The sequence below is a fragment of the Kitasatospora sp. NPDC056181 genome (assembly GCF_042266225.1).
In the GTDB taxonomy this organism is placed as follows: Bacteria; Actinomycetota; Actinomycetes; order Streptomycetales; family Streptomycetaceae; genus Kitasatospora.
In genome coordinates this window covers 55,036-79,082 of sequence record NZ_JBHJUK010000025.1, presented here as the reverse complement: position 1 = coordinate 79,082, position 24,047 = coordinate 55,036, and the positions used below count along the sequence as shown (strand labels likewise).

Sequence of the window (24,047 nt, the reverse complement as noted above, 5' to 3'; positions counted from 1 at the left end):
ACGCCCCCTCCGGCCGGAGGGGGCGTTCCGCGTACTCGTGTCCGGGCGCGCCCGGGTTTACGGCTCGAACTTGTAGCCGAGGCCGCGAACCGTGACCAGGTAGCGCGGCGCGCCCGGGTCCGGCTCGATCTTCGCCCGCAGGCGCTTCACGTGGACGTCCAGCGTCTTGGTGTCACCGACGTAGTCCGCACCCCAGACCCGGTCGATCAGCTGCATCCGGGTGAGCACCCGGCCCGCGTTGCGGAGCAGCATCTCCAGCAGGTCGAACTCCTTGAGCGGCAGGTCCACCTTGGCGCCGTCCACCGTGACCACGTGACGGTCGACGTCCATCCGGACCGGGCCGGCCTCCAGTGCACCCGGACCGCCGCCCTCGCCGGGGCCCTCGGTCTCCCCGCGGCGGCGCAGCACCGCGCGGATCCGGGCGACAAGCTCGCGGGTGGAGTACGGCTTGGTGACGTAGTCGTCCGCACCTATCTCCAGACCGACGACCTTGTCGATCTCGCTGTCCTTGGCGGTGACCATGATCACCGGGACGTTGGAGCGCACCCGGAGCTGGCGGCAGACCTCGGTACCGGGCAGGCCCGGCAGCATCAGGTCGAGCAGGACGAGGTCGGCGCCGTTCCGCTCGAACTGCTCGAGCGCGTCGGGGCCGGTGGCGGCGATGGCCACCTCGAAGCCCTCCTTGCGGAGCATGTACGAGAGGGCGTCGCTGAACGACTCCTCGTCCTCGACCACCAGTACTCGGGTCACGATCAGGCCTCCGGGGAAAGCTGGGGGGTTGTTTCTGACAGGGGTTGCGCGGACTCCCCGTCGGGGAGCGTGTGGTCCGTGGGGGCCTGCCCGGCGGGCAGGCGCAGAGTGAAGGTGGAGCCCTGGCCCTCGACGCTCCACACCGAGACGGTGCCGCCGTGCGAGGCGGCCACGTGCTTGACGATGGAGAGGCCGAGGCCGGTGCCTCCGGTCTGGCGGGAGCGGGCCGGGTCGACGCGGTAGAAGCGTTCGAACACCCGCTCGCGGTCCTTCTCGGAGATGCCGATGCCCTGGTCGGTGACCGAGATCTCGATCAGCTCGCCGTCCGCCTCGCCGAGGGCGGCCGCGCTGGAGATGCGCCGGGTGGCGATCGCCACGCGGGTGCGCGGCGGGCTGTAGTTGACCGCGTTCTCCACCAGGTTGCCGAGCGCGGCGGCCAGCTGGCCGCGGTTGCCGTGCAGGTAGAGGCCGGCGATGCCGCCGGCCGCGATCAGGATCTGCTTGGCGGCGGCCTGCTGGCGGCATCGGTCGATCGCCTCGGCGATCAGCTCGTCCACCGCGACCGGCTCCGGGTCGACCATCAGCCGGTCGTCCTGGACCCGGGAGAGGTCGATGATCTCCTGGACCAGGCTGGCCAGCCTGGTCGCCTCGATCTGCATCCGGCCCGCGAAGCGCTGGACCGCCTCCGGGTCGTCGGACGCGTCCGCGACCGCCTCGGAGAGCAGCGAGAGCGCGCCGACCGGCGTCTTGAGTTCGTGGCTGACGTTGGCGACGAAGTCGCGGCGGACCGCCTCCACCCGGCGGCGGTCGGTCTGGTCCTCGACCAGCACCAGGACCAGCCGGGAGCCCAGCGGGGCCACCCGGACGGACACCGCGAGGGGCTCCCCCGGGCGGGCCGTGCCCGGACGGGGGACCTCCAGCTCGACCTGGCGGATCTCGCCGTCCCGGCGGGTGGAGCGGGCCAGCGCGAGCATCGGGTCGACGGCGACCGCGCCGCCGCGCACCAGTCCCATGGCGTAAGCCGCCGAGCTGGCCTTGACCACCTCGTCGCCCTCGCCGAGCACGATCGCGCAGGAGCGGAGCACGGAGAGTACGGTGTCGACCCCCGGGGGAAGCGGGGGTTCGTGGGTGGTGGCGCCGAGCGCCTGCTGCCGGTTCCTGCCGTTGGTGCCGCCGTGCCTGCTCCTGGCCTGTTCGCGCTCGCTCCAACGGAAGGCGATGGAGGCCGTGAGGCCGACGCCGAGCCCGGCTATGGCGCAGGCAGCGGCGGCGGCCACGTTCACGTCCATGCGGCCAGCCTAAGCGCACAGCCAGGGCGCTCCCCAAGGGTCGGATCAAGGGATCGGCCACGCGTTGCCGAGAATTCACCTTCACGTAGCTACCGATTCACCGCACGGGTCGTGCGTGGTCGCCCGGACGGCCGAAAGTTGGCCACGCAGCCCGTGTGGGAGGGGTGGCGGACCGAACAGCCGTCCGCCGGCCCCGGTGCGCGCGTACCATTCGCGCCACCAGCAGCGGTCGCCCGAACGCCGTACCGGCGGTCGTACGGGACGACCGGTCGGCACCGCCACCGACACAGCTACTGAGGAGAGAGCATGCGCGACGCGTACCACGAGGAACTCGACTCGATCGGCGACAGCCTGGTCGAGATGGCCCGCCTGGCCGGCTCGGCCCTGGGCCGGGCCACCACCGCGCTCCTCGACGCGGACCTGGCGCTGGCGGAGAGCGTGATCGCCGCCGACGGGAAGATCAACGACCTGCACCACGAGCTGGAGAACCGGGCGATCGACCTGCTCGCCCGCCAGCAGCCGGTCGCCACCGACCTGCGCATCGTCGTCACCTCGCTGCGGATGAGCGCCGACCTGGAGCGCTGCGGCGACCTCGCCCGGCACGTGGCCAAGGTCGCGCGGCTGCGCTACCCCGACTCGGCCGTCCCCCGCGACCTGCACGCGACCGTCCTGGAGATGGGCCAGCTCGCCCAGCGACTGGTGGCCAAGGCGGGCCTGGTGATCGCCACCAAGGACGTCGACAAGGCGCTGGAGCTGGAGCAGGACGACGACGCGATCGACGCGCTGCACCGCGACCTGTTCGCGCACCTGATCGACGACCGCTGGCACCACGGCATCGAGACGGCCGTGGACGTCACCCTGGTCGGCCGCTACTACGAGCGCTTCGCCGACCACGCGGTCTCGGTGGCCAAGCGCGTCGTGTACCTGGTGACCGGCGAGCACGTGAACGAGTTCGTCGCGGCCACCGAGGCCGCGGAGGCCGCCGGGGCGTGACCGGCGGCGGGTGGCCGGCTGCAGGTGGCCGGCGGGGCCACCCGGTCGGCCCGGCCGGTCGGCCCGGCCCGGCCGGTGCTCACCCCCTGGGGTGAGTAAACCTCGGGCAGGAGTGGTGAGGGCGCACGGCTTCCCGGGCGCCCCACCACTGCGCGCCCGTTGACGCTCCCTCCGATCGGCGGTTTCACTCGATGCCGTGGGCACCGAAGTGTGCCCGTCAAAAGGAGGGTCCAGCGCGATGAAGGCAAACCCGACTCGACCGGCACCGGCACGCGACACCGTCGAGCCGCCCGCCCCGAAGCTGCTGCCCGTCCTCGCGGCCGGCTGCGGCTGTGGTCCGGGCTGCGGCTGCGGCTGCCAGTCCGGCTCCCCCTGCCAGTGCGGCGGGGTCAGCGGCGGCTGCTGCGGCCACTGAGGCCCGCACGGCGGAGCTCCGGGGTGCACGGCCGCCGTGGGAGACGGTCGTGCACCCCGGTTGTGCACCCCGGTCGGACTCCGGCCCGGGCTGCCGGACTGCCGGGTCCGTCAGTGTCCGGTCAGTCGGTGTCCGGTCGGCCGGCCTCCGGTCAGAAGCGGACGTCGGTGCACGAGTAGAAGGCGTTGCCGGTGTCGGCGATCTCCCAGACCGCGACGACCACCTGGTGGCCGGTGCGGCCTCCGGGCAGGGTCGTGCTGTGGCTGACCGTGCTCGGCACCTGCGCGCCGTTGTACGGGACGGTCAGGAACGGCGTCAGCTCCAGGCTCGCCCGGGTGACCCTCTGGGTCGCGTCGTAGCCGGGCTTGGTCAGGTAGTACTTGAAGTTCGTGGTGGCGTGCCGGGCGGTGAACTTCCAGGTGAAGGTGAGCTGCTGCCCCGCCGTCACCTTGGTGGTCGGCCAGCCGCCGCCGCGCGGGTCGTCCAGCTCGGCGAACCGGCTGTTGCCGCCCGCGCAGATGGTGCCGTCGGCCGGCCCCCGGGACGGGAAGCCCTTCGGCCCCTCGACGCTCTGCGGCTCCCATTCGATCTCACCGCAACCGGTGACCGTCCCCGCCCCGCAGAGCGCGGCCCGGCTGGGCGGGGTCGTGATGTAGCCGTGCGACTGCGCCGGCAGGACGAGCGTGAGCGGTACCGCGAGCGCGGCCACCGCCGCTCCGACGAGATGACGTGTGCGCATGGTGCTCCTCCGTGGGGGTGGATGGAGAGTGCGCCGGGCACGGACGTGCGCACGTGGGGGTGCGGCGGCCGGGCGATCCGGGGAGATCGCCGGCATGTCTGCGCCAGGTAGGTGCTCACACCGTAGGAGCCCGCCACGGCGGCCGTCAATGGTCTGAACCACTTGACGGATCGCCCATGCGACCGCGAACGGCCTTTCCACAAGCCCGAGTTGAGCGACCGAACGACGACGACCCCACTCCCGCCCATCGCGGAAAGTGGGGCCGTAGTGCCTTCGGGCTTACTTCTTGCCCTGGTTCTTGACCGCCTCGATGGCGGCGGCGGCGGCCTCCGCGTCGAGGTAGCGGCCGCCCTTGGCGACCGGCTTGAAGTCGGCGTCCAGCTCGTAGACCAGGGGGATGCCGGTCGGGATGTTCAGGCCGGCGATCTCCTCGTCGGAGATGCCGTCGAGGTGCTTGACCAGCGCGCGCAGGCTGTTGCCGTGGGCGGTGACCAGGACGGTCTTGCCGGCGGCGAGGTCCGGGACGATCGCGTCGTACCAGTACGGGAGCATCCGGTCGACGACGTCCTTCAGGCACTCGGTGCGCGGACGCAGCTCGCTCGGGATGTCCGCGTAGCGGGCGTCACCGGCCTGCGAGTACTCGGCGTCGTCGGCCAGCACCGGCGGCGGGGTGTCGTACGAGCGGCGCCAGAGCTGGAACTGCTCCTCGCCGAACTCGGCCAGGGTCTGAGCCTTGTCCTTGCCCTGGAGGGCGCCGTAGTGGCGCTCGTTCAGGCGCCAGCTGCGGCTGACCGGGATCCAGTGGCGGTCGGCCTTGTCCAGGGCGATCTGCGAGGTGCGGATCGCGCGGCGCAGCAGCGAGGTGTGCACCACGTCGGGGAAAAGGCCCTCGGCGGCGAGGAGCTCGCCACCACGTGCGGCCTCCTTCTCGCCCTTCTCGTTGAGGTCGACGTCGACCCAACCGGTGAACAGGTTCTTCTGGTTCCACTGGCTCTCGCCGTGGCGGAGGAGGATGAGTCGGTACGTCGTGTCAGCCATGGCCCCCAGCTTAATGGAGCCCGAAAAACCCCCTGGTCCGGACCTCGCCTTCAGAGTAATGTGCGCTCTGCACTTGTGACACTTACCTGACCGCTGTCCGGGCCGGCCGGCACCGCCCAGCGGGACACCTGCCGACCGGGAGCCCCCACATGCCCGATTTGCCCGTCTCAGCCCGAGTCCGCAGAGCCGCGAGCGAGACGATGGGCGGGTTGCCCCGGCAGTTCTGGTGGCTCTGGACGAGCACCCTGATCAACAAGCTCGGCGGGTTCGTCGTCACCTTCCTGGCGCTCTACCTGACGACCGACCGCGGCTACTCCGCATCGTACGCGGGCCTGGTCGCCTCGCTGTTCGGCCTCGGCTCGGCGATCGCGTCCGTCGGCGCCGGGGTGCTGACCGACCGGATCGGGCGGCGGCCGACGCTGGTCGCCGCACAGCTCGGCACCGCGCTGTTCACGGCGGTTCTCGGCTTCACCGACGGGCAGGTGGCGATCGCCGTCGTCGCCTTCCTGGTCGGCCTCTGCAACAACGCGACGCGGCCCGCCACCTCGGCGATCATCGCGGACATCGTGCCCGCCGAGGACCGGGTCCGCGCCTACTCGCTGAACTACTGGGCGATCAACATCGGCTTCGGCCTCTCGGCGGCCGCGGCCGGCCTGATCGCCACCCAGGGCTACCTCACGCTCTTCCTGCTGGACGCGCTCTCCACGCTGGTCTGCGCGCTGGTGATCTTCGTCCGGATCCCCGAGACCAAACCGGACGCCCCGGCCGCGCAGGCGGGCGAGCCCGCGATCGGCCTCGGCACGGTCTTCCGGGACGCGCGCTTCATGGCGGTGGTCACGCTCAACCTGCTGCTCGCGCTGGTCGCCCAGCAGGGCAGCACCACGCTCGCCGTGGACATGGGCCGGGCCGGCATCACCTCCACCGAGTACGGGCTGGTGATCGGCCTCAACGGCCTGCTGATCGTCCTGCTGCAGATCCCGCTCACCCGGTGGATGGAGGGTCGTAACCGGACCGGCCTGCTGGTCGCCAGCGCGCTGTTCATCGGCTGGGGCTTCGGGCTGACCGCGCTCGCCGGGTCGTCCGCGTGGTTCTACGCCTTCACCGTGGCGGTCTGGACGATCGGCGAGATCCTGAACGCGCCGACCATGATGGGCCTGGTCTCGGAGCTGTCGCCGACCCACGCCCGCGGCCGCTACCAGGGCGTGTACTCGCTCTCCTGGTCACTCGCCTCGTTCCTCGGGCCGGCGGTCGGCGGGGTGCTGCTGGAGCGGGCCGGCAGCGGCGTCATGTGGGGCGCCTGCGCGGCCTGCGGCACGGTCGCGGCGGCCGGGTACGTAGTGCTCGGACGGCGGCCGGGCGCGGCTACCGCGGGTGTGGCCGGAGCCGCGGCCCGCACCGGGAACGGGACCGGGAACGGGACCGGGAACGGGACCGGGACGGGGACCGGGAACGGGACCGGGAACGGGACCGGGACGGGGACCGGGAACGGGAACGCGCCGGTGGCCCTCGGGAAGACGGACGCCGAGGTCGAGCCGGCCCCGACGGGGTCCTGAACCGGGACCGCTCGACGGGGCCGCTGGACGGGATCGTTCGACGCGGGCCGTTCGACGCGGGTTGTCCGGCGGGGGCTTTCCCGCCGGGGGGCTGTTCGGCGGAGCTATTCGGCGGGGGCCTCGGGCTTGTCGGCCGGGCCCGCGAGGTGGGCGAAGGCGGCCAGGTTGCGGGTGGACTCCCCGCGCTTGGTCCGCCACTCCCACTCGCGCCGGATCGCGGAGGCGAAGCCCAGCTCCAGCAGGGTGTTGAACGGCTCGTCGGCGTTGTCCAGCACCGTCCCGAGCAGCCGGTCGACGGCGTCCGGGGTGAGCGCCTCCAGCGGCAGCCGGCCCGACAGGTAGACGTCGCCGAGCGCGTCGATCGCGTAGGCGACGCCGTACAGCCGGGTGTTGCGCTCCAGCAGCCACCGGTAGACGGCCTCGTGGTTCTCGTCCGGGCGGCGGATCACGAAGGCGTTCACCGAGAGGGTGTGGTCGCCGGCCCGGAGCGCGCAGGTGGTGCTCAGCTTCCGGGTGCCCGGGAGGGTCGCCACCAGCGTGTACGGGTGGGCGGCGGCGGGCTCCCAGGCCACCCCGGCGTCGTCCAGGGCGGCGCGCAGGAGGGTCAGGGCCTCGTCCTTGGTGCGGATTGCCATGGGAGTGACGTTACTCGGCGGTACCCCTGGCGCGCAGCAGCAGCACCCCCGGGGCCGGGGCGCCGTCGACGCCGCGGCCCACCGGCGAGGCCGCGTGCCCGGGCCGGCCCACCGGTGTGCCAGGGCGAAGCCGCACGCCCGGGCGAAGCCACGTACCCGGGCAAGGCCGCGTGCCCGGGCCGGCCCACCGGCGTGCTCAGGCCAGGCGGAGGCGGGAGCCCGCGAGGCGGCCGGCCGGGCGGGACAGGCTGCCGGCGTACACCTCGGCGGTGGTCGCCGCGGCCGTGTCCCAGCCGAAGGCGGCCGCGTGCCGGGCCGCCGCCGCCCCCTGCCGGGCGAGCAGGCCCGGCTCGGTGACGTACGGCTCCAGCGCGTGGGCCCAGGCCTGCGGGTCGTGGCCGCGGACCAGGGTGCCGGTCTCGCCGTCCCGGACCGCAACCGGCAGGCCGCCGACCGCGGCCGCCACGACCGGCGTGCCGCAGGCCTGCGCCTCCAGTGCGACCAGCCCGAAGGACTCGCTGTACGAAGGCATCACCAGCGCCGTCGCCGCGCGGTACCACTCGGCGAGCAGCGCCTGGCCGACCGGCGGGTGGAACCGGACCACGTCGCAGATGCCCAGCTGGGCGGCGAGCTTGTGCAGGCTCTCCGGCTTGGCCAGCCCGGTGCCTGACGGGCCGCCGACCACCGGCACCACCAGCCGCTCGCGCAGCTGCGGCCGCCGCTCCAGCAGCGCCGCGACCGCGCGGAGCAGCACGTCCGGAGCCTTCAGCGGCTGTATCCGGCCGGCGAAGAGCAGCACCGCGGCGTCCTGCGGCAGGCCGAGCCGGGCGCGCGCGGCGGCACGCGCCTCCGGGCCCCCGGGGCGGAAGACGTCCAGGTTGACGCCCGGATGGACGACGGCCAGCTGGTCGGGGCGGGCCGCGTAGTGCAGGGCCAGCTCGGCGGCCTCCTCGGTGGTGTTGGCGATCAGCCGGTCGGCGGCCTCGACCACCTGCGTCTCGCCGATCACGCGCGCGGCCGGTTCGGGGGTGTCCCCCTCGGCCAGCGCGGCGTTCTTCACCTTCGCCATGGTGTGCATGGTGTGCACCAGCGGCACGCCCCAGCGCTGGGCGGCCAGCCAGCCGACCTGGCCGGAGAGCCAGTAGTGCGAGTGGACCAGGTCGTAGTGGCCGGGCCGGTGGCCGGCCTCCGTCCGGAGCACGCCGTGGGTGAAGGCGCAGAGCTGGGCCGGCAGGTCCTCCTTGACCAGCCCCTCGTACGGACCGGCGGTGACGTGCCGGACCAGCACGCCCGGGGCCAGCTCGACGGTGGGCGCGTCGTCCGAGCAGATCGCCCGGGTGAAGACCTCGACCTCGATGTCCAGCGCGGCGAGCCGCTTGGCCAGCTCCACGATGTAGACGTTCATGCCGCCGGCGTCCCCGGTGCCGGGCTGGTGCAGCGGGGAGGTGTGGACGGAGAGCATGGCTATCCGGCGCGGGCGGCGCCGGCCACCCGTGACCAGCGACTGGAGCCGGCCCCGCACGGGCGGGGTCGGCTGGGCACGGCGTACCGAACGGACGGGGTTCTGCATCACCTGGCTGAAGCCTCCTCTGTGCTGCCCGCCTCTGCAGCCCTGCTCTGTCTCCCGCAGCCCTGCCTGCTGCGCGCTGCCTGCTCTGCGGTGTCTGCGCTTCCGCCCACGCCGCACCGCCGCGTCGCGGTGGCGGCGCGCCGGTGAGCTGCCCCGTCCGGGCACACATCACCACCAGTGTGCCAACCACGAGGTCACCGACGGGCATTCCCGTCCCGGCACATGAGATGGCGCACGACGGCAGGCGGGCGGCGTCGCCCGACCGCGGGCACGCCGGAGCGGGGCGGGGCGCGGTGCGACGTGACGGGGCGCGACACGGCAGGGCGGGGGCCCGCGGGGCGCGGGGGCGGCGCACGGGCTCGCCCGGGACGGGCGGAAGGGGGCCCGGGGGCGGCCGCGTACGCTTCTGGGCATGGCCGCCTCCTTCGACTCCGTGACCACGCCTGCCCGCGGGCGGGCGGGACGGCCGGTGGGGACCGTCACCCGCGGGACCACCAACACCAACCGGCTGCGGCGGATGGACCGCTGGATCGCCCACACGCTCGGCCCCGCGCTGCGCTCCGCCGACCGGCCGCCGGTCGCCGTCGACCTCGGGTACGGCGCCGCCCCCTGGACGGCGGTCGAGCTGTCCGGGCGGCTGCGGGAGGTCCGCCCGGATGTCCGGGTGGTGGGGATCGAGATCGAGCCGGAGCGGGTCACCGCGGCGCTGCCGTACGCCGTGCCGCCGCTGCTCACCTTCCGGCGCGGCGGCTTCGAGGTGCCGCTGGACGGCGGTGCGCCCGCCCAGCTGATCCGGGCCGCCAACGTGCTGCGGCAGTACGAGGAGTCGGCAGTGGCCGGCGTCTGGGAGCGGCTCTGCTCCCGGCTGGCGCCGGACGGGCTGCTGGTCGAGGGGACCTGCGACGAGATCGGACGCCGGCACGTCTGGGTCGCGCTCGGGCCGGAGGGCCCGCGGACCGTGACCTTCGCGGCCCGGCTCGGCGGGCTCGGGCAGCCGTCCGACCTGGCCGAGCGGCTTCCCAAGGCGCTGATCCACCACAACATGCCGGGCCGGCCGGTGCACGCCTTCCTCGCCGACTTCGACCGCGCCTGGGCGGCGGCGGCGCCCTACGGGGCCTTCGGGGCCCGGCAGCGCTGGGTGGCCGCCTGCACGGCGCTGGCGGGCAACTGGCCGCTGGTGGACGCGCGCGGGCGGTGGCGGCAGGGCGAGGTCACCGTTCCCTGGACGGCGCTCGCCCCGTAGTCACCCGGCGGCCGCCGTCCTGTCTGCCGTCCTACCTGCCACCTTGCCGTGCCGGGTGCCCTGTCGCGCCTTCCCCTGCCGCGCCATCCCCTGCCGGCCGCCCTCCCCCTGCCCTGCCGAAACAGTGCTGCCGCGCTGCTGAGCGAGCCCGGGGATTCACTCGAACGAGTTATCGAATATCTCTGGCGTGTTGACGCCCGGTCACGCCACCATGGGGGCACCCGGTGGACACCCCGCTCCAGCCCCTCCTCAGCCCCTCCAGTCCCGCTCAGCCCCTCCGGCCCCGGCCCCGACCCCGGACCCGGACGTCACCAGCCACTACTCCCCCGGCCCCTCCGATTCCATCGCCCGCCACACCTGTTCGAACATCCCGTACGCCTCGACCCCGAACAGCACGAACCGCACCTCCTCCAGCTCACGCGCCACTCCCGGCACCTCGGCCGAGACGGTGCCGAGCGCGATCCTGGCCGCGTCCTCCAGCGGCCACCCGAACACCCCGGCCGACACCGCCGGGAAGGCCACCGTGCGCGCACCCAGCTCCGCCGCCACCCGGAGCGACTCGCGATAGCAGGAGGCCAGCAGCTCCGCCCGCACGTCGTACTCCTCCTCCAGGTAGACCGGCCCCACGGTGTGCACCACCCAGCGGGCCGGCAGCCGCCCGGCCGTGGTCGCCACCGCCTGCCCGGTGGGCAGACCCCGGCCCCAGTGCGAGGCCCTGAGCCTGCGGCACTCCTCCAGAATCTGCGGCCCGCCCCTGCGGTGGATCGCACCGTCCACACCGCCGCCGCCGAGCAGGGAGGAGTTGGCGGCGTTCACCACCGCGTCCACCTGCTGTTCCGTGATGTCACCCTCGATCAGGGTGATCCGTGTCACCACCGTGTCCGTCCTTCCGGGACCGCTCCAACGCCTGCCGGACGGGCCCCTGCTCGTCACCCGTGTTCCGTTCACCACACCGCCGCCGGCGTGGCGCCAGCCACAACGCCGCCCGTCGGCCAGAGAGTTCCCCGGAGATCGCGTTATGGTCGCGAGACGTTCCCCGACGCAGGGTGCCACCAGGCGGGCACTGCGGACGGACGCCGACCGTTACGCACTCGGGGAAAGGGAGGATCAGCCGATGCCCGCAACGGGAGACGGGCGGGCACCTGGTGCCGCCGACCTGCCGGGCACCCTCGACGGTGCCCGTTCCGGCCGTGCCCGCAACCGGTCCGCCGACCAGTCGGCAGGCCCGGCCACGGCGCCTCCCCCGATACCCCACCCCCGGTCGGACGCCGCCGCCGGCGCCTCCCGGCCGTCGCCCGTCACGCTCCAGGCCGGCCTGCTCCGGCTGCTGGTGATCGAGGACGACGCCTCCGACGCCCAGCTGCTCAAGGCGGCGGTGGCCGACAGCGGTGCCCCGATCGAGATCCACTGGGCCCGCGGGCTGGACCAGGCCGCCGAGCTGCTGGCCCCGGCCTCGCCCCGGCGCGGCCGGACCCGCGGCACCGACTTCAGCTGCGTCCTGCTCGACCTCGCGGCCCCCGCCGACCTGCCGCACCCCTCGGACGCCTCGGACGGCCTGGAGGGCCTGCACGAGCTGCTCCGCCGGGCCCCGCACACCGCCGTCGTGGTGCTCACCGACGCCGCCGGCGCCGAGCTGGGCGCCGCCGCGGTGGCCGCCGGTGCGCAGGACTTCCTGATCAAGAACGAGACGGACGGCCCGCTGCTCGCCCGCGCCCTGCGGTACGCCGTCGAGCGCAAGCGCGCCGACGAGTCCCAGCGCCGGCTGGTCGAGGCCGAGCTGCGCGGCCAGGAGAACGCCCGGCTCCAGCGCCACCTGCTGCCCACCCCGCTGCTGGACGGCGCCGGGCTCTCGTTCACCCGGCGCTACCGCCCCGGCCGCCGCCGCGCCCTGCTCGGCGGCGACTTCTACGACGCGGTGCGCACCGACGACGGCACCGTCCACGTCGTGATCGGCGACGTCTGCGGCCACGGCCCGGACGAGGCCGCCCTCGGCGTGGCGCTCCGTATAGCTTGGCGCACCCTCGTCTTCGCCGGCCTCACCGGCGAGGCCCTGCTGACCACCCTTCAGCACGTCCTGGAGCACGAGCGGCGCAGCGACGAGATCTTCGCGACGCTCTGCATGCTCGTGATCGAGCCCGGGGACGCCGCCGGCCGGCTCGACTCGCTCGGCGCCGTCGAACACGCCCGGCTCTACCTCGCCGGCCACCCCTCGCCGCTGCTGCTCGGTACCGGCCACAGGCCGGTGATGCTGCCCTCCGACCTCGCCGGCCCCGCGCTCGGCCTGCTGCCCTGCGACGACGGCCAGGCCGTCTGGCCGTCGCACCGCGTCGAGCTCCCGGCCGGCTGGCGGCTGCTGCTCTACACCGACGGCCTGATCGAGGGCCGGGTCGGGGCCGGGTCGCGCCGCCTCGGCCAGGACGGGCTGGCGGACCTCATCGGCGACCACCAGTCCGCCGGGCTGACCAGGGGCCGCCTGGTGGACAGCGCGATCGCCGAGGTCGAGGAGCTGAACGGCGGTGCGCTGACGGACGACGTCGCCGTACTGCTGCTGGAGCGCAACCCGGTGCAGCTCATCCTGGGCTGAGCACGGTCGCGACGAACGGAGCGAACTCCGGCTCGACGGACCGAGCAGGCCCCGGCGCGACGAACGGAGCGAACTCCGGCTCGACGAACGCGGAGAGCCCCGGCGCGGAAATCCATCCGCCGCCGGGGCTCTCTCCGATCCACCCACGTCCTGCTCGTCGACTACCAGGGGCCGTACGGGCCCATGTTGCGCCGGTCGTCCCGGTCGCCTCCCCGGCCGGTCAGCTCCCGGATCGCCGGGCGCACGTCGACCATGTAGACGATCGCCGCGACGAGGCCCCCCAGGGTGAGGAAGCTGGTCAGGAACTTCGCCCCGAACAGCAGGTCCAGCCCGAACGCGACCCCCAGGACCGCCACCCAGAAGCCCTTGGTCTTCTTGTCCGCCGCCCGGTACGCGTCCTCCGGGCGGGCGGCCGCGTCGACCAGGGCGAACAGCTTGAAGCCCAGGATGGCGACGGCCAGCCACCAGAACGGGTTCAGATAGTCCAGGACCAGGATCTGAGCCACTCCGCCCATCGCGCTCTCCTCTTGCGTCTCGGCTCCGGCGTCCCGCCCGCACGCCCATCGTGGCACGGCGACCGGCCCGCCACGGTGTCAACGTCCCGGGGTCACCAGATGTGCCCCGGACGGCCCGGGCTCAACCGGGCCACGGCCGTTCCCTGCGCCCCGCGGGCCACCCACCGGCCACCCGTCCGGGACCACCCGGCCGGGCTACTCGGGGCTCTTGCGGGCCCGGGGGGACTTCTTGGCGGCGGGCTCACCGGCCGGCTCGTCGTCCTCGACCAGCTCGGCGTCGACCGGCTCGGGCTCGGTCTCCAGCGGCTTCACGGCGGCGGACTCGGCCGTCACCGGCGCGGCCTCGTCGGGGCGGCCACGGTCGACGACGCCCTTGCCGCGCTCGGCCAGCTCGTCGTACGCCTCCTTGGCCTTCACCGCCAGCTCGACGGCGCGGCCGACCTGCTGGAGCGCGAAGCTCTGCGCCTTGTCCTGGAGCAGCTTGAGGTCGGCGGGCAGCGTGGTCACCGTGTCCGCGACCTTCGCCTGCGCCTCCACCAGCCGGCTCTGCGCCTCCTGGAGCCTGGCGGTGGCCTTCTCCTGCGTGCCCTTGCGGTCCGAGGCCAGCGCCTCGACCCTGCCCGGGACCTCCCGCAGCTTCTCGTAGGCGAGGTCCCCGGCGCCGGCGAGGGCGTAGAGCGGGGTCGGGTCGCTCAGGGTCTTCTTGATCTCGTCCGTGATCGGCATGGCCGGTCCTCCCGTGGTCTAGGTTGCCGGGACGGCGGTCGTCAGACCGTCGGCCTCGGGGTCGTCGGGCACCGCGTCCGTGTCCTGGCGCGCGGCGTTCTCCTTGAGGAAGGCGTCGTAGACCGCGAGCAGCGCCTGCTTCTGCTGCTCGTTGATCAGCGGATCGGCCAGGATCGAGGCCCGCAGCTCCAGGCCCTCGCCCCGCCGTTCCTCCAGGATCCCGGCCTGGACGTACAGCGTTTCCGCCGAGATCCGCAGCGCCTTGGCGATCTGCTGGAGGATCTCCGCGCTCGGCTTCCGCAACCCTCGCTCGATCTGGCTGAGGTACGGGTTGGACACGCCGGCGGCCTCGGCCAGCTGCCGCAACGAGTACTGCGCGTTCCGCCGCTGCTCGCGGATGTACTCGCCCAGCGAGCCGACGTTCAATGAGGCCATGCGACCAGGCTGCACCACCGTGCTTGCAAATGCAAGCACGGTGCTAACAGCAGCAAACGGTGCAGGTCGCGTTCCGGGCCGGGCCGAGGCGGGGCGGGGCGGGCCCGAGCAGGACGGGGAGGCGGAGACGGACGGGGAGGCGGAGACGGACGGGTGGCCGCTGCTCGACGCGGTGGCGCGCGGGGGTCAGGCGGTCGCGGCCTCGACGATCCGGGGCCAGAGCGGGGCGAGCAGGGCGGGGAGGTCTGCGGCGGAGGCCGGCCGACCGGCGGCGACGTCGGCGACGACGTCCAAGGCCAGGCGGGTGGTGAGCGGGTCCGCGGCCAGGGCGGTGCGGACGGTGCGGTGGCCGGGGCCGCCGGCCCGGACGGCGTCGGCGAGGAAGAGCAGATTGGCGGCCACACCCGCCCATCGTGGTCCGGACGGGCGGGAGAGACCTGAGGAGCCGGACCGGCCGGGCGCGGGGACCGGGGCGTCGGAGTGGCCCGAGGCGACGGCCCACGGGTCCGGCGCGAGGTGGCGGACGGCGCCCACGCCGGTGAAGGCCGCCGCCGCGGCGCACATCCCGCACGGCTCGTGGCTGCTCCACAGGGTGTGCGCGGCGAGGTCCCACCCGGTGCGCGCGACGGCCAGCGCGTTCAGTTCGGCATGGGCGAGCGGGGTGCCCTGGAGGGGCTCCGCGCCGCCCGGCGGGTCGTACGCGCGGTTGCGGCCCTCGGCGACGACCGTGCCGTCGGCCCCGGTGAGCACCGCGCCCACCGGGAGTCCGCCGTCGAGCCAGGAGCGGTGGGCCAGTTCCAGGCACCGGCGGGCAGCGGGCACGAGCGCCGCCCAGGCCGTCTCGAAGCTGTCGGTGGTCCCCATCCGGCCGAGGCTAGTGGGGCCGGCCCCGGCCGGGGACTGTGCGATCGGACGGAACGCCGCCCGGGCGGGCGGCGGTCGGACGTTCAGGCGAGCTCGGGGACCCGGATCGGCATCAGGATCGAGAACGTTCCGTCGCGCCCGGCCGTGCGAATGGCCAACGGGGCGATCGGACCGCCGATTTCGAGGACGAGCTGCTCGGGGCCGCCGGCCTGGAGGGCGTCGAGGAGGAAGTCGCGGTTGACCGCCACCCGGACGTCGCCTGCGGCCGGCTCCGTGCCGTCGGCGGCGACGGTGAGCCGCCCGTCCCCGTCGAGGGCGAGCACGGTGACCTCACAGGCGGCGCCGTGCGGACCGGACGGCAGGCTGCGGGTGTCGCCGGACTCGACGGCTCCGCGCAGCTCGGCGGCGGGCAGGCCGACCCGGTGGACGGGGTCGAGCCGGACCAGCGAGCGGTAGTCGGGGTAGTCGTGGTCGAGGGTGGCGCCCTCGATCCGGTGGCCGCCGGTCGAGACCCCGAACCGCCCGCCGCCCAGGGTCAGTTCCGCCTCCTCGGCGCCCGAGCCGAGGAGGGCACGGACGGCGTCCACCAGGGCGGTCGGCACGATCGCGGCGGCCGAGGAGCCCGGCACCGGCGGAGAAGCCGGCGACGCCGGCGGGGTCGTCGACGGCACCGGCAGTTCGGCCAGCGCCATCCGGTACCGGTCGGTGGCGACCAGTCGCAGCAGCCCGCCGTCCAGGTCGAACAACACGCCCGACAGCATGGGCACTTCGGGGTCGCTTCCGACCGCGAAGCGGACCGCGGCCAGGGCGGCGGCCAGCTCGTGGGCAGGGACGGTGAAGCCGTACGTAGCGGGGGCGGTGGTCACGGGATTCTCCCTCTGGTCGATCAAGGCACGGATCAGGGAGAGCTCCCGGCGGGCGTCGGCGAGGCCGTCCTCCAGCCGCCGCAAGTGCGCGTCGAGCACCCGGTGGGCGGTGCCGTCGCCGGGGGCGGCGCCGAGCACCTCCCGGATGCCGGCCAGCGGAAGGCCCACCCGCCGCAACCGGCAGAGCAGCCGCGCGTCGGCCAGCTGGCCGGGCGCGTACCAGCGGTAGCCGGTCTGCGGGTCGACCCAGGCGGGAGTGAGGACGTCGGCGCCGTCGTAGAAGCGCAGCGCGCTGACGCCGAGGCCGCTGTCGCGGGCCAGTTCGCCGATGCTGCGCAGGTCGCTCTCCATGCCTGGGACTCTGGGGCCTCGACCAGGTCGAGGGTCAAGCCGCACGGCCGGACCGGTGTCGACCGTACCGGGCCCCGGAATCCGACCGACGGAGACCGGGCGGCGCAGACCCCCGACGAGGACCACCCGACGAGGGCCGACCGGCGAGGGCCACCCCGCGAAGACCCGCCCGCGGAAACTCGCCGCACATCATGGTTGAACTTTGAACGAAACCGCCCTACAGTGGAGCCAACAAGTTGAAGCCTAAACAACTGGCTTCGAACCCGAGGAGGAGCCATGGGCCTTTTCAACCGCACCAAGACCGCTGCCACCACCACCGTCGAGACCCCCGCCGGCCCGGACCTGGGTCACCTCACCGGCGACTGGGCCATCGACACCACCCACAGCGAGGTCGGCTTCTCGGTCCGCCACGCCATGGTGACCAACGTCAAGGGCCGCTTCACCGAGTACGACGGCAAGCTGCACCTGGACGGCGCCACTCCGGGCAACTCCAGCGCCGAGCTGGTGATCAAGGTCGCGAGCATCGACACCAACCAGGCCCAGCGCGACGAGCACCTCCGTACCGGCGACTTCTTCGCCGCCGACACCTACCCGGAGATCCGCTTCCGCAGCATCTCCGCCGAGCGCCTGCGCGGCGACTCGTACCGGATGCACGGCGAGCTCACGATCAAGGGCACCACCCGCCCGATCGCGCTGGACCTCGACTACACCGGCAGCGCCACCGACGCGTACGGCGCGGAGCGGGTCGGGTTCGAGGGTTCGGCCGTGCTGGACCGCACCGACTGGGGCCTCACCTACAACGCCGCGCTGGAGACCGGCGGCGTGCTGATCGGCGAGAAGGTCAAGCTCAGCTTCGACATCTCCGCCGTCAAGGCGGCCTGAACCGGCCGACCACGGCCGCTGTACCGCCCTGCACCCCGGCGGTCGCCGCGGTGACCGCCCCGCACACGCCCCACCCCTGCCGACCCCCGAGCGGCAGGGGTGGGGACATCTCCGGGCACAACAACCGCCGCCGGCCGCCGAATTCCGCGGCCGACGGTATTCGACCGCCCAAGACCGGACGGTCCGGGACCGGCCATGCCGTCGAACCCCCGTGCCTGACCGGCCACGCCGTCGGATCCCTGCCGAGCGGGCACGCCATGCCGAGCCGGGGCCCGCCGCACCCGAGCCGGGCCCGCCGCACCCACCGAACCCGCCGCACCGGGCCAGGACCCGCCCCGCCGCGCCGGACTACGTCCGCGACCGCGCCGCGACCGCCTCCAGCAGCGCCACGTCGGCCGCCGGCAGCCAGCTGCCCGCCGGGCGCCGCAACCACCCCTCCCGTCCGCCGAGTTCGCCGGCCACCGTCCGCAGGGCGGTCAGCCCGGGGTGCCGCAGGCCCGGGCGGTGCACGAGGCTGACCAGGCTGAGCGGCACCGGGTCCACCAGCGGCACGTTCACCACGCCCGGGAGCAGCGGCCCGCTGGTGGTGGTCAGCATCGGGTCGCCGTGTCGGGTGAGGTAGCGGGCGGTCTCGTCCACCCCGACCGGCGGGACGTACGGCGCGGCCGCCGTCAGCCCGTGCTCGCGCAGCAGCCGGATGCCGAGGTCGGCCCATTCGGTGGTGGCCGGGTTGCCGGCGCAGATGTCCACGGGGTGCCCGGCCAGCTCCGCGAGGCGCAGCACCGGTCGGCCGGCCAGCGGATGGGCGGCCGCCATCATCACCGAGACCCGCTCCAGTCGCACCGGCGTCTGGGCGAGTTGGCCCCGCACCCGGGCGTCCAGGCCCGCGAAGCGGCCGAGCGACGCGTCGAGCCGGTGGGCGAGCAGTTCCTCGGCCGCGGCCGCGAGACCGCCGAGGTAGCGGGCCAGGATGTCGCCCTCCGGCCAGGCGGCGCGGGCCGGTCCGAGCAGCCGGTCCGAGGTCAGATCGGGGCCGGTGACGTTGCTGTTGACGTCCAGCAGCAGCGGGCGGTGCTCGGCGGCCGTCACGATCTCGTCGTGCAGTGCCAGGAGTTGCCGCGCCTTGGGCAGCAACCGCAGCCCGGCCCCCGTGAGTTCGACGCTGCGGGTGGTCCGGGTGAAGAGCGCGTCGCCGAGCAGTCTCTCCAGTGCGCGGACGTCCCGGCTGAGCGCCTGCTGCGCGACGTGCAGGCGTTCGGCGGCCCGCCCGAAGTGCAGGGTCTCGGCGGTCGCGACGAAGCCTCGGAGCAGGCGGGGGTGCAGGTCGGAGGGCATGGCGGCAGATTAACAACATCGTGTTGTCAGTACGGCGAAACAGGTGTTGGACCGCTGCCGGGCGGGCGCGTGAGGCTGGGAGCAACCCTCCCCCCTCTGTTTCGGAGTACCGTGCTCGCCTCCTACCGACGGCTCTTCGCCCTGCCCGGCACCGCCGCGTTCACCCTCGCCGGGCTGCTCGCCCGGCTCTCGATGTCGATGACCGGCGTCTCGCTGGTGGTGCTGCTCTCCGAACGGCGTGGCTCGTACGCGCTGGCGGGCACCGTCTCGGCGGCCGGTCTGGCCACCGGGGCGATCGGCATGCCGCTGATCGGCCGCCTGGTCGACCGGTACGGGCAGGCGCGCGTCACCGTCCCGGCCACGCTGTACAACGCCGTGCCGTTCGCCGGCCTGCTGCTCTGCGTCCGCGCCGGCGCACCCGACTGGACCCTCTACGCCTGCTGGGCGGCGTGTGCGGCGGCACCGAACCTGGGCGGCATGGCGCGGGCCCGCTGGGCGCACCTGTACCGGGCCGACCCGGCCGCCCGGCACCTCGCCAACTCCTTCGAACAGGCGCTGGACGAACTCTGCTTCATGGCCGCGCCGGTGCTCGCGATGGTGCTCTGCACCACGGTCGCGCCGGAGGCCGGGATGATCACCGCGGGGGTGATCGGCTCCGCCGGCGCCCTGCTCTTCGCCGCCCAGCGCCGGACCGAACCCCCGCTCGCCGGGCATCCGGCCGGCGCCCGCCAGGGCTCCCCGCTGCGGGTGCCGGGGCTGCGGGTGCTGCTGCTGACCTTCCTCGCCACCGGCGTGGTCTTCGGCTCGATGGAGCTGACCACCGTGGCCTACGCCGACTCGCTCGGCCAGAAGCCGGTGGCGGGCGGGCTGCTGGGTCTGGTCGCGGGCGGGTCCTGCGTGGCCGGGCTGGTCTTCGGCCTGCTGCGGCCCCGGCGGGCGCCGGGGGTCCGCTTCCTGCTCGGTGTCTCGGCGATGGCCGTCCTGCTGCTCCTGCCGCTGGCCGCCGGGGTGGGCGGGGCGGGGCTGCCGCTGCTCGGCGCCGCGCTGTTCGCGGCCGGGACGGGCACCGCGCCGACCATGGTCACCGGCATGACACTGATCCAGGAGCTGCTGCCGCAGCGGCAGTTGAACGAGGGCATGGCGGTCGCCGTGTCCGGCATCGTGGTCGGCATCTCGGCCGGCGCGGCCCTTGCCGGGGCGGTCGCCGAGCACGCCGGGCCCGGCGCCGGCTACTGGCTGCCCGCCGGTGCCGCCATGCTCGCCCTGCTGATCGCGCTGGCGGGCCGCCGCCACCTGCGGGTGCCGGGCGCCACCGCCGTGGTGCGCGGAAATTCCGAACAGCCGGTCGGTGCCACGCGCTAGCGTCCGGTCATGGCAACGATCAACTACATCCGCGGCGACGCCACCGCACCGCAGGCGAAGGGCGTCAAGGTGATCGCGCACGTCTGCAACGACCTCGGCGGCTGGGGCAAGGGGTTCGTCCTGGCGGTGTCGCGGCGCTGGCCGGAGCCCGAGGCGGCGTTCCGGCGCTGGCACCGGGAGCGCGCGAAGAACGACTTCGGCCTGGGCGCCGCGCAGTTCGTGCAGGTCGAGCCGTACGTCTGGGTGGCCAACCTGGTCGGGCAGCGCGGCATCCGCACGGGTCGTTCGACGGGCGCGCCGGTGCGGTACGAGGCGATCGACACCGCGCTGACGGCGCTGGCCGACCAGGCGCTCGCGCTCGGCGCCTCCGTCCACATGCCCCGGATCGGCTGCGGGCTGGCGGGCGGGCGCTGGGAGCGGGTCGAGCCGCTGGTGACGGCCCGGCTGGTGGACCGGGGGGTGCCGGTGACGGTCTACGACTTCGACTAGCACCCGCTCGCGGGGGCCCGACCCGACAGCCGACCAGGGGCCGGGGCCCGCCGGTCGGCCGGGGCCCGACAGTCGACCGGGCCTGCCGGCGACTCAGGCCCCTGCCGGCTCCGGGGCGGGTGTGAACGACCAGGTGTACTCGTACTCGGGCAGCACGTACCCGCCCGGGAAGACGCCCTCCTGCTCCGCCGTCCGGCGGCCGCCCTCGCGCTCGTAGAACGCGACGGCCCCGGTGTTGTCGCGCAGCACCTCCAGGTAGAGATCGGCGCCGGGGTGCCGCCGCGCGACGTGCGCCCGTGCCGCGTCCAGCAGTGCACGGCCGATGCCGCCGCCGGTACGGCCGGGCCGGACGTGCAGGTTGTCCAGCAGGACCCGCCCGTCCTGCTGCGGCACCAGGTACGCGAAGCCGACGGCGTCGCCGGCCTGATCGGCGATCAGCAGCTCGGGGGTGTTGGCGGGTTCGCCGTAGTCGGCGGTCAGCCGCAGCGCCCAGAGCTCGCGCCGCTCGGCCGCCATCCCGTCGCCGAGCGCCTGGTCCGGGACGATGCCGACGTAAGCGGTGCGCCAGCTGAGGGCGTGCAGGTCGGCGACGGCTTCGGCGTCGTGCGCGGTGCCGCGGCGGATGGTGGCGTTCATGTGACGAGCCTCCCACACGCCTCGACTTGAACCCGTTCAACCTCACCCCCTAGAGTCACACCCGTGCTTTTGAACGCGTTCGAAATGAACGGGGGCGGAGCGGCGGTACCGGATGCGGAGGGGGCATCCGGTGCCGCCCGCACCGATACCGGCTGGAACTGACCATCCCGACAGGGCCTAGGCTCGGGGCGTGGACGACCTGGCAGCGACGAACGGACCCGACAGCACGGGCGGCACCGGCGGCACGACCGGCACCGGCGGCACCGACAGCCCCACGGATGCGGCCGTTGCGCCGACGGCCCCGGCGGCACCCCCCGCCGAGGTGCACGGCAGCAGCGCCCGGCCGAAGAGCGGCAGGAGCGGGCAGACCCTGACCCTGCTCCCGGAGACGGCCGTGCGGCTGTTCCAGGAACACCGCGGCGAGATGACCACCCTGCGCGCCGTCGCCACCGGGTCCGACGTCCCGGTCGGCAACGCCCACGACCGCTTCTCGCCGGCCGGGAACGTTCACGTACGCAAGGGCACGGCCAGGGGCGCCCTGGCCGTGGCCCGGTAGGGTCGGCCGACGTGGAGAAGTCGAGCAACAGCGACAGCCTCGCGACCGGTACCCCTGCTCCGGCGGAGCTCCCCGGCGGAAGGGCCCAGCCGAAGACGGACAAGAGCGAGGCGACCCGGGCCCTGATCCTGGAAACCGCGATGCGGCTGTTCCAGGAACGCGGCTACGAGAAGACCACCATGCGCGCCATCGCCACCGAGGCGGGCGTTTCGGTGGGAAATGCTTACTATTATTTTTCGGCGAAGGAATTTCTGATCCAGGGATTCTACGACCGAATGACGTACGACCATGCGGCGGACGCCAGGAATCGCATGGCCCATACGCGGGATTTCGCCGAGCGACTGGAAATCGCGCTGACCTCCTGGCTCGACACGGCCGCGCCGTACCACGAGTTCGCCGCGCAGTTCTTCCGCACGGCCGCCGACCCGACCAGCTCCCTGAGCCCGTTCTCCAACGAGTCCCACCCGGCCCGGGCCACCGCCGTGGAGCTGTTCCGCGACGTGCTGCAGGGCTCCGAGCTGGCCCCCAAGCTGGACGCCGAGCTGGTCGAGCTGCTGCCCGACGTGCTCTGGCTGCACCTGATGGTCGTGGTCCTCTACTGGGTCTTCGACCGGACCGAGGACACCGAGCGGACCCGGGAATTCGTCCGCCGGTCCACCCCCATGGCGGCCCGGGTGATCAACCTCTCGCGTTATCGGGTATTCCGGCCGATCGTCCGCGACGCCAAGGGCCTCATTCAGGACTTCATCCTGCCCACCATCGGGAAAACCGCCGTCAAGTAAGGCGCCTGCACCGTGGAGAAAATTCGACGGCCGGGCGCTCCCGAGATCGGGAGCACCCGGCCGTCGAATGCCCGGGTGCTCCGGCACCTCGGGCGGGCCCGGCTGGGCCCGGCTAGAAGTTGTCCGGGGTCCAGGCGGACAGTGGCGTGCGCAGCAGCAGGTCGGCCGCGGCCGCGGCGCCCGGCCGCACCTCGGTGACCAGGCCGGCCGCGGCCAGCCGCGGGACCGTCTCGCCGCCCAGGTAGAGCGAGCCGAGCACCGATTCGCTCAGCGCGAGGTCGGCCTCGTCGGTGGTGCGGGTGCAGCGGCCGGTACCGTCGGCGGCGACCTCGACGGCCCACCGGCCGGCGACGTGGCCGTCGTTGCCCTCGACCTCCAGCACGACCCGGCCGGGCGCACCGTACGTCCGGGCGTTGAAGGCGGCCTCGACGTCGAGCACCCGCAGCCAGGTGAAGTCGGCGTTGTCCACGTACGGGGTGGCGGCGCGCGGGTCCTGGAGCAGCAGCGGCAGCGGGTCGTCCGGGCCGATGTTCTCGATCACGACCTTGCGCACCCAGTCGACCGAGAACAGGAACCGCCACAGCTCGGCGGCGGTGCCCCGGTCCAGGGCGAGAAAGTCGACGACGGTGAGCGTGCAGTTCGGGTAGCTGCCGTCCCAGGTGTCGTCCACCCGGTAGACGGCCAGGCCGGTGACGTTGCCCTCGGCGTCCCGGTGGGCCGCGGCGAAGGGCTCCTTCCAGTCGAAGCCCGGCACGGAGACCGCGCCGGTGTGGCGCTTCCACCACAGCTCGTCGCGGGCGAGCGCGCCGGGCTGGGTGAGCCGCCAGCGGTCGTGCAGCTCGGCGCCCACCTTGCGCAGCTCGTCCATGGTGAGGAAGTCGACCCGCCCGCCGGGCACGGTGGGCAGGCCCTCGCGCAGGCCGCGGGTGCGCTGGAGGTCGACGTTCCAGCCGTGGCCGCGGGTGGCCGGGCCGAAGCCGAAGCGGCCGTAGATGTTGTACTCGGCGGCGATCAGGATGGCGACGGCCGCGCCGCGCTCGCGGGCGGCCGCGAGGTCCCACGTCATCATCCGGCTGAGCAGTCCGCGCCGGCGGTGGGTGGCCGACACGGTGACGGCGGTGATCGCGTCCGCCCGGACGACGGCCCCGCCGGGCACGGTCAGCTCGACGTCGAAGCTCCGGTAGGTGGCGACGAAGCGGCCCTCGGCCACCGCCGCGAGCATCCGCCCGGGCTCCCACTGCTGCCGGCGGTAGTCCGCCGCGCTCTCCACGTGCGGGCGGAGGAAGCCCAGGACGAGCGCCCGGTCCCAGTCCTCGACCTCGTCCTCGGCGATCGGCCGGATCTCGATCCCGCCGACCGTGTCGGTCCACTCCTCGACTCGGCCACTACCGGGATCGCCGGTCCCGCCGTTCGCTTCGTTGCCCATCAGCCCACGGTAC

Annotated in this window: 24 protein-coding genes; 9 read left to right on the top strand and 15 right to left on the bottom strand. The window is 74.0% G+C overall.

Annotated elements, in window-relative coordinates:
• Nucleotides 1–57: 57 nt before the first annotated feature.
• Nucleotides 58–750, bottom strand: coding sequence for a response regulator transcription factor (locus ACFC1F_RS12940; RefSeq protein ID WP_148644185.1), 693 nt, complete (start codon nt 748–750; stop codon nt 58–60).
• A 2-nt stretch (nt 751–752) separates the two neighbouring features.
• Nucleotides 753–2,039 (bottom strand): sensor histidine kinase, encoded by a 1,287-nt coding sequence (locus tag ACFC1F_RS12935; protein ID WP_376157735.1) that lies wholly within the window; start codon nt 2,037–2,039, stop codon nt 753–755.
• Between the two features lie 306 nt (nt 2,040–2,345).
• Here ACFC1F_RS12935 and phoU point away from each other — a divergent pair, with 306 nt between their 5' ends.
• Nucleotides 2,346–3,032: a phosphate signaling complex protein PhoU gene (gene phoU, locus ACFC1F_RS12930; RefSeq protein WP_209413693.1), complete on the top strand. Its 687-nt coding sequence runs from the start codon at nt 2,346–2,348 to the stop codon at nt 3,030–3,032.
• A gap of 566 nt (nt 3,033–3,598) precedes the next feature.
• Here the strand turns inward: phoU and ACFC1F_RS12925 are convergent.
• Together ACFC1F_RS12925 and ACFC1F_RS12920 are read right to left on the bottom strand one after the other, a co-directional pair.
• Nucleotides 3,599–4,186 carry a lytic polysaccharide monooxygenase gene (locus ACFC1F_RS12925; RefSeq protein ID WP_148644183.1) on the bottom strand — a complete coding sequence of 196 codons (588 nt, stop codon included), beginning with the start codon at nt 4,184–4,186 and terminating at the stop codon, nt 3,599–3,601.
• Between the two features lie 279 nt (nt 4,187–4,465).
• Nucleotides 4,466–5,224 (bottom strand): phosphoglyceromutase, encoded by a 759-nt coding sequence (locus tag ACFC1F_RS12920; protein WP_376157733.1) that lies wholly within the window; start codon nt 5,222–5,224, stop codon nt 4,466–4,468.
• Between the two features lie 200 nt (nt 5,225–5,424).
• Between ACFC1F_RS12920 and ACFC1F_RS12915 the strand changes: the two genes are divergently transcribed.
• Nucleotides 5,425–6,777: an MDR family MFS transporter gene (locus ACFC1F_RS12915; protein WP_376157731.1), complete on the top strand. Its 1,353-nt coding sequence runs from the start codon at nt 5,425–5,427 to the stop codon at nt 6,775–6,777.
• A gap of 104 nt (nt 6,778–6,881) precedes the next feature.
• Here ACFC1F_RS12915 and ACFC1F_RS12910 read toward each other — a convergent pair whose 3' ends face one another.
• Complete coding sequence (locus tag ACFC1F_RS12910; protein ID WP_376157729.1) at nt 6,882–7,412, bottom strand: YbjN domain-containing protein; 531 nt, start codon at nt 7,410–7,412, stop codon at nt 6,882–6,884.
• A gap of 196 nt (nt 7,413–7,608) precedes the next feature.
• Nucleotides 7,609–8,982 carry a D-inositol-3-phosphate glycosyltransferase gene (gene mshA / locus ACFC1F_RS12905; protein ID WP_376157736.1) on the bottom strand — a complete coding sequence of 458 codons (1,374 nt, stop codon included), beginning with the start codon at nt 8,980–8,982 and terminating at the stop codon, nt 7,609–7,611.
• Between the two features lie 412 nt (nt 8,983–9,394).
• Here mshA and ACFC1F_RS12900 point away from each other — a divergent pair, with 412 nt between their 5' ends.
• Complete coding sequence (locus tag ACFC1F_RS12900) at nt 9,395–10,225, top strand: class I SAM-dependent methyltransferase (RefSeq protein ID WP_376157728.1); 831 nt, start codon at nt 9,395–9,397, stop codon at nt 10,223–10,225.
• A 318-nt stretch (nt 10,226–10,543) separates the two neighbouring features.
• Here ACFC1F_RS12900 and ACFC1F_RS12895 read toward each other — a convergent pair whose 3' ends face one another.
• On the bottom strand, nt 10,544–11,098 hold the full coding sequence (locus ACFC1F_RS12895; protein ID WP_376157726.1) for an O-acetyl-ADP-ribose deacetylase: 555 nt from the start codon (nt 11,096–11,098) through the stop codon (nt 10,544–10,546).
• 241 nt (nt 11,099–11,339) lie between these two features.
• Here ACFC1F_RS12895 and ACFC1F_RS12890 point away from each other — a divergent pair, with 241 nt between their 5' ends.
• On the top strand, nt 11,340–12,809 hold the full coding sequence (locus ACFC1F_RS12890; RefSeq protein ID WP_376157724.1) for a PP2C family protein-serine/threonine phosphatase: 1,470 nt from the start codon (nt 11,340–11,342) through the stop codon (nt 12,807–12,809).
• A gap of 161 nt (nt 12,810–12,970) precedes the next feature.
• Here ACFC1F_RS12890 and ACFC1F_RS12885 read toward each other — a convergent pair whose 3' ends face one another.
• From ACFC1F_RS12885 to ACFC1F_RS12865, 5 genes are all read right to left on the bottom strand, one after another.
• On the bottom strand, nt 12,971–13,324 hold the full coding sequence (locus tag ACFC1F_RS12885) for a DUF2516 family protein (protein WP_209413700.1): 354 nt from the start codon (nt 13,322–13,324) through the stop codon (nt 12,971–12,973).
• 195 nt (nt 13,325–13,519) lie between these two features.
• Nucleotides 13,520–14,050, bottom strand: coding sequence for a hypothetical protein (locus ACFC1F_RS12880; protein WP_376157722.1), 531 nt, complete (start codon nt 14,048–14,050; stop codon nt 13,520–13,522).
• Between the two features lie 18 nt (nt 14,051–14,068).
• Nucleotides 14,069–14,485 (bottom strand): helix-turn-helix domain-containing protein, encoded by a 417-nt coding sequence (locus ACFC1F_RS12875; protein WP_209413702.1) that lies wholly within the window; start codon nt 14,483–14,485, stop codon nt 14,069–14,071.
• 186 nt (nt 14,486–14,671) lie between these two features.
• On the bottom strand, nt 14,672–15,349 hold the full coding sequence (locus ACFC1F_RS12870) for a nucleoside deaminase (RefSeq protein ID WP_376157720.1): 678 nt from the start codon (nt 15,347–15,349) through the stop codon (nt 14,672–14,674).
• Nucleotides 15,350–15,432: 83 nt separating this feature from the next.
• Entirely contained in the window at nt 15,433–16,566 is a 1,134-nt protein-coding gene (locus tag ACFC1F_RS12865; protein WP_376157718.1) for a MerR family transcriptional regulator, read from the bottom strand.
• 276 nt (nt 16,567–16,842) lie between these two features.
• Here ACFC1F_RS12865 and ACFC1F_RS12860 point away from each other — a divergent pair, with 276 nt between their 5' ends.
• Nucleotides 16,843–17,448, top strand: coding sequence for a YceI family protein (locus tag ACFC1F_RS12860; protein ID WP_376157717.1), 606 nt, complete (start codon nt 16,843–16,845; stop codon nt 17,446–17,448).
• Between the two features lie 348 nt (nt 17,449–17,796).
• On the opposite strand, the gene ACFC1F_RS12855 is transcribed toward ACFC1F_RS12860, so the two are convergent.
• Complete coding sequence (locus ACFC1F_RS12855) at nt 17,797–18,783, bottom strand: LysR family transcriptional regulator (protein ID WP_209413711.1); 987 nt, start codon at nt 18,781–18,783, stop codon at nt 17,797–17,799.
• Between the two features lie 111 nt (nt 18,784–18,894).
• Here ACFC1F_RS12855 and ACFC1F_RS12850 point away from each other — a divergent pair, with 111 nt between their 5' ends.
• Nucleotides 18,895–20,145 carry an MFS transporter gene (locus ACFC1F_RS12850; RefSeq protein ID WP_376157715.1) on the top strand — a complete coding sequence of 417 codons (1,251 nt, stop codon included), beginning with the start codon at nt 18,895–18,897 and terminating at the stop codon, nt 20,143–20,145.
• A gap of 9 nt (nt 20,146–20,154) precedes the next feature.
• A complete protein-coding gene (locus ACFC1F_RS12845) occupies nt 20,155–20,634 on the top strand; it encodes a macro domain-containing protein (protein ID WP_376157714.1) in 480 nt (159 codons plus the stop codon).
• A 93-nt stretch (nt 20,635–20,727) separates the two neighbouring features.
• Here the strand turns inward: ACFC1F_RS12845 and ACFC1F_RS12840 are convergent, their stop codons facing one another.
• Nucleotides 20,728–21,270, bottom strand: coding sequence for a GNAT family N-acetyltransferase (locus ACFC1F_RS12840; protein ID WP_376157712.1), 543 nt, complete (start codon nt 21,268–21,270; stop codon nt 20,728–20,730).
• A 190-nt stretch (nt 21,271–21,460) separates the two neighbouring features.
• On the opposite strand from ACFC1F_RS12840, the gene ACFC1F_RS12835 reads away from it, so the two are divergent.
• A complete protein-coding gene (locus ACFC1F_RS12835) occupies nt 21,461–21,826 on the top strand; it encodes a hypothetical protein (protein ID WP_376157710.1) in 366 nt (121 codons plus the stop codon).
• Between the two features lie 11 nt (nt 21,827–21,837).
• Nucleotides 21,838–22,608: a TetR family transcriptional regulator gene (locus ACFC1F_RS12830; RefSeq protein ID WP_307853230.1), complete on the top strand. Its 771-nt coding sequence runs from the start codon at nt 21,838–21,840 to the stop codon at nt 22,606–22,608.
• A 112-nt stretch (nt 22,609–22,720) separates the two neighbouring features.
• On the opposite strand, the gene ACFC1F_RS12825 is transcribed toward ACFC1F_RS12830, so the two are convergent.
• Complete coding sequence (locus ACFC1F_RS12825; RefSeq protein ID WP_376157708.1) at nt 22,721–24,034, bottom strand: GNAT family N-acetyltransferase; 1,314 nt, start codon at nt 24,032–24,034, stop codon at nt 22,721–22,723.
• Nucleotides 24,035–24,047: the final 13 nt, after the last annotated feature.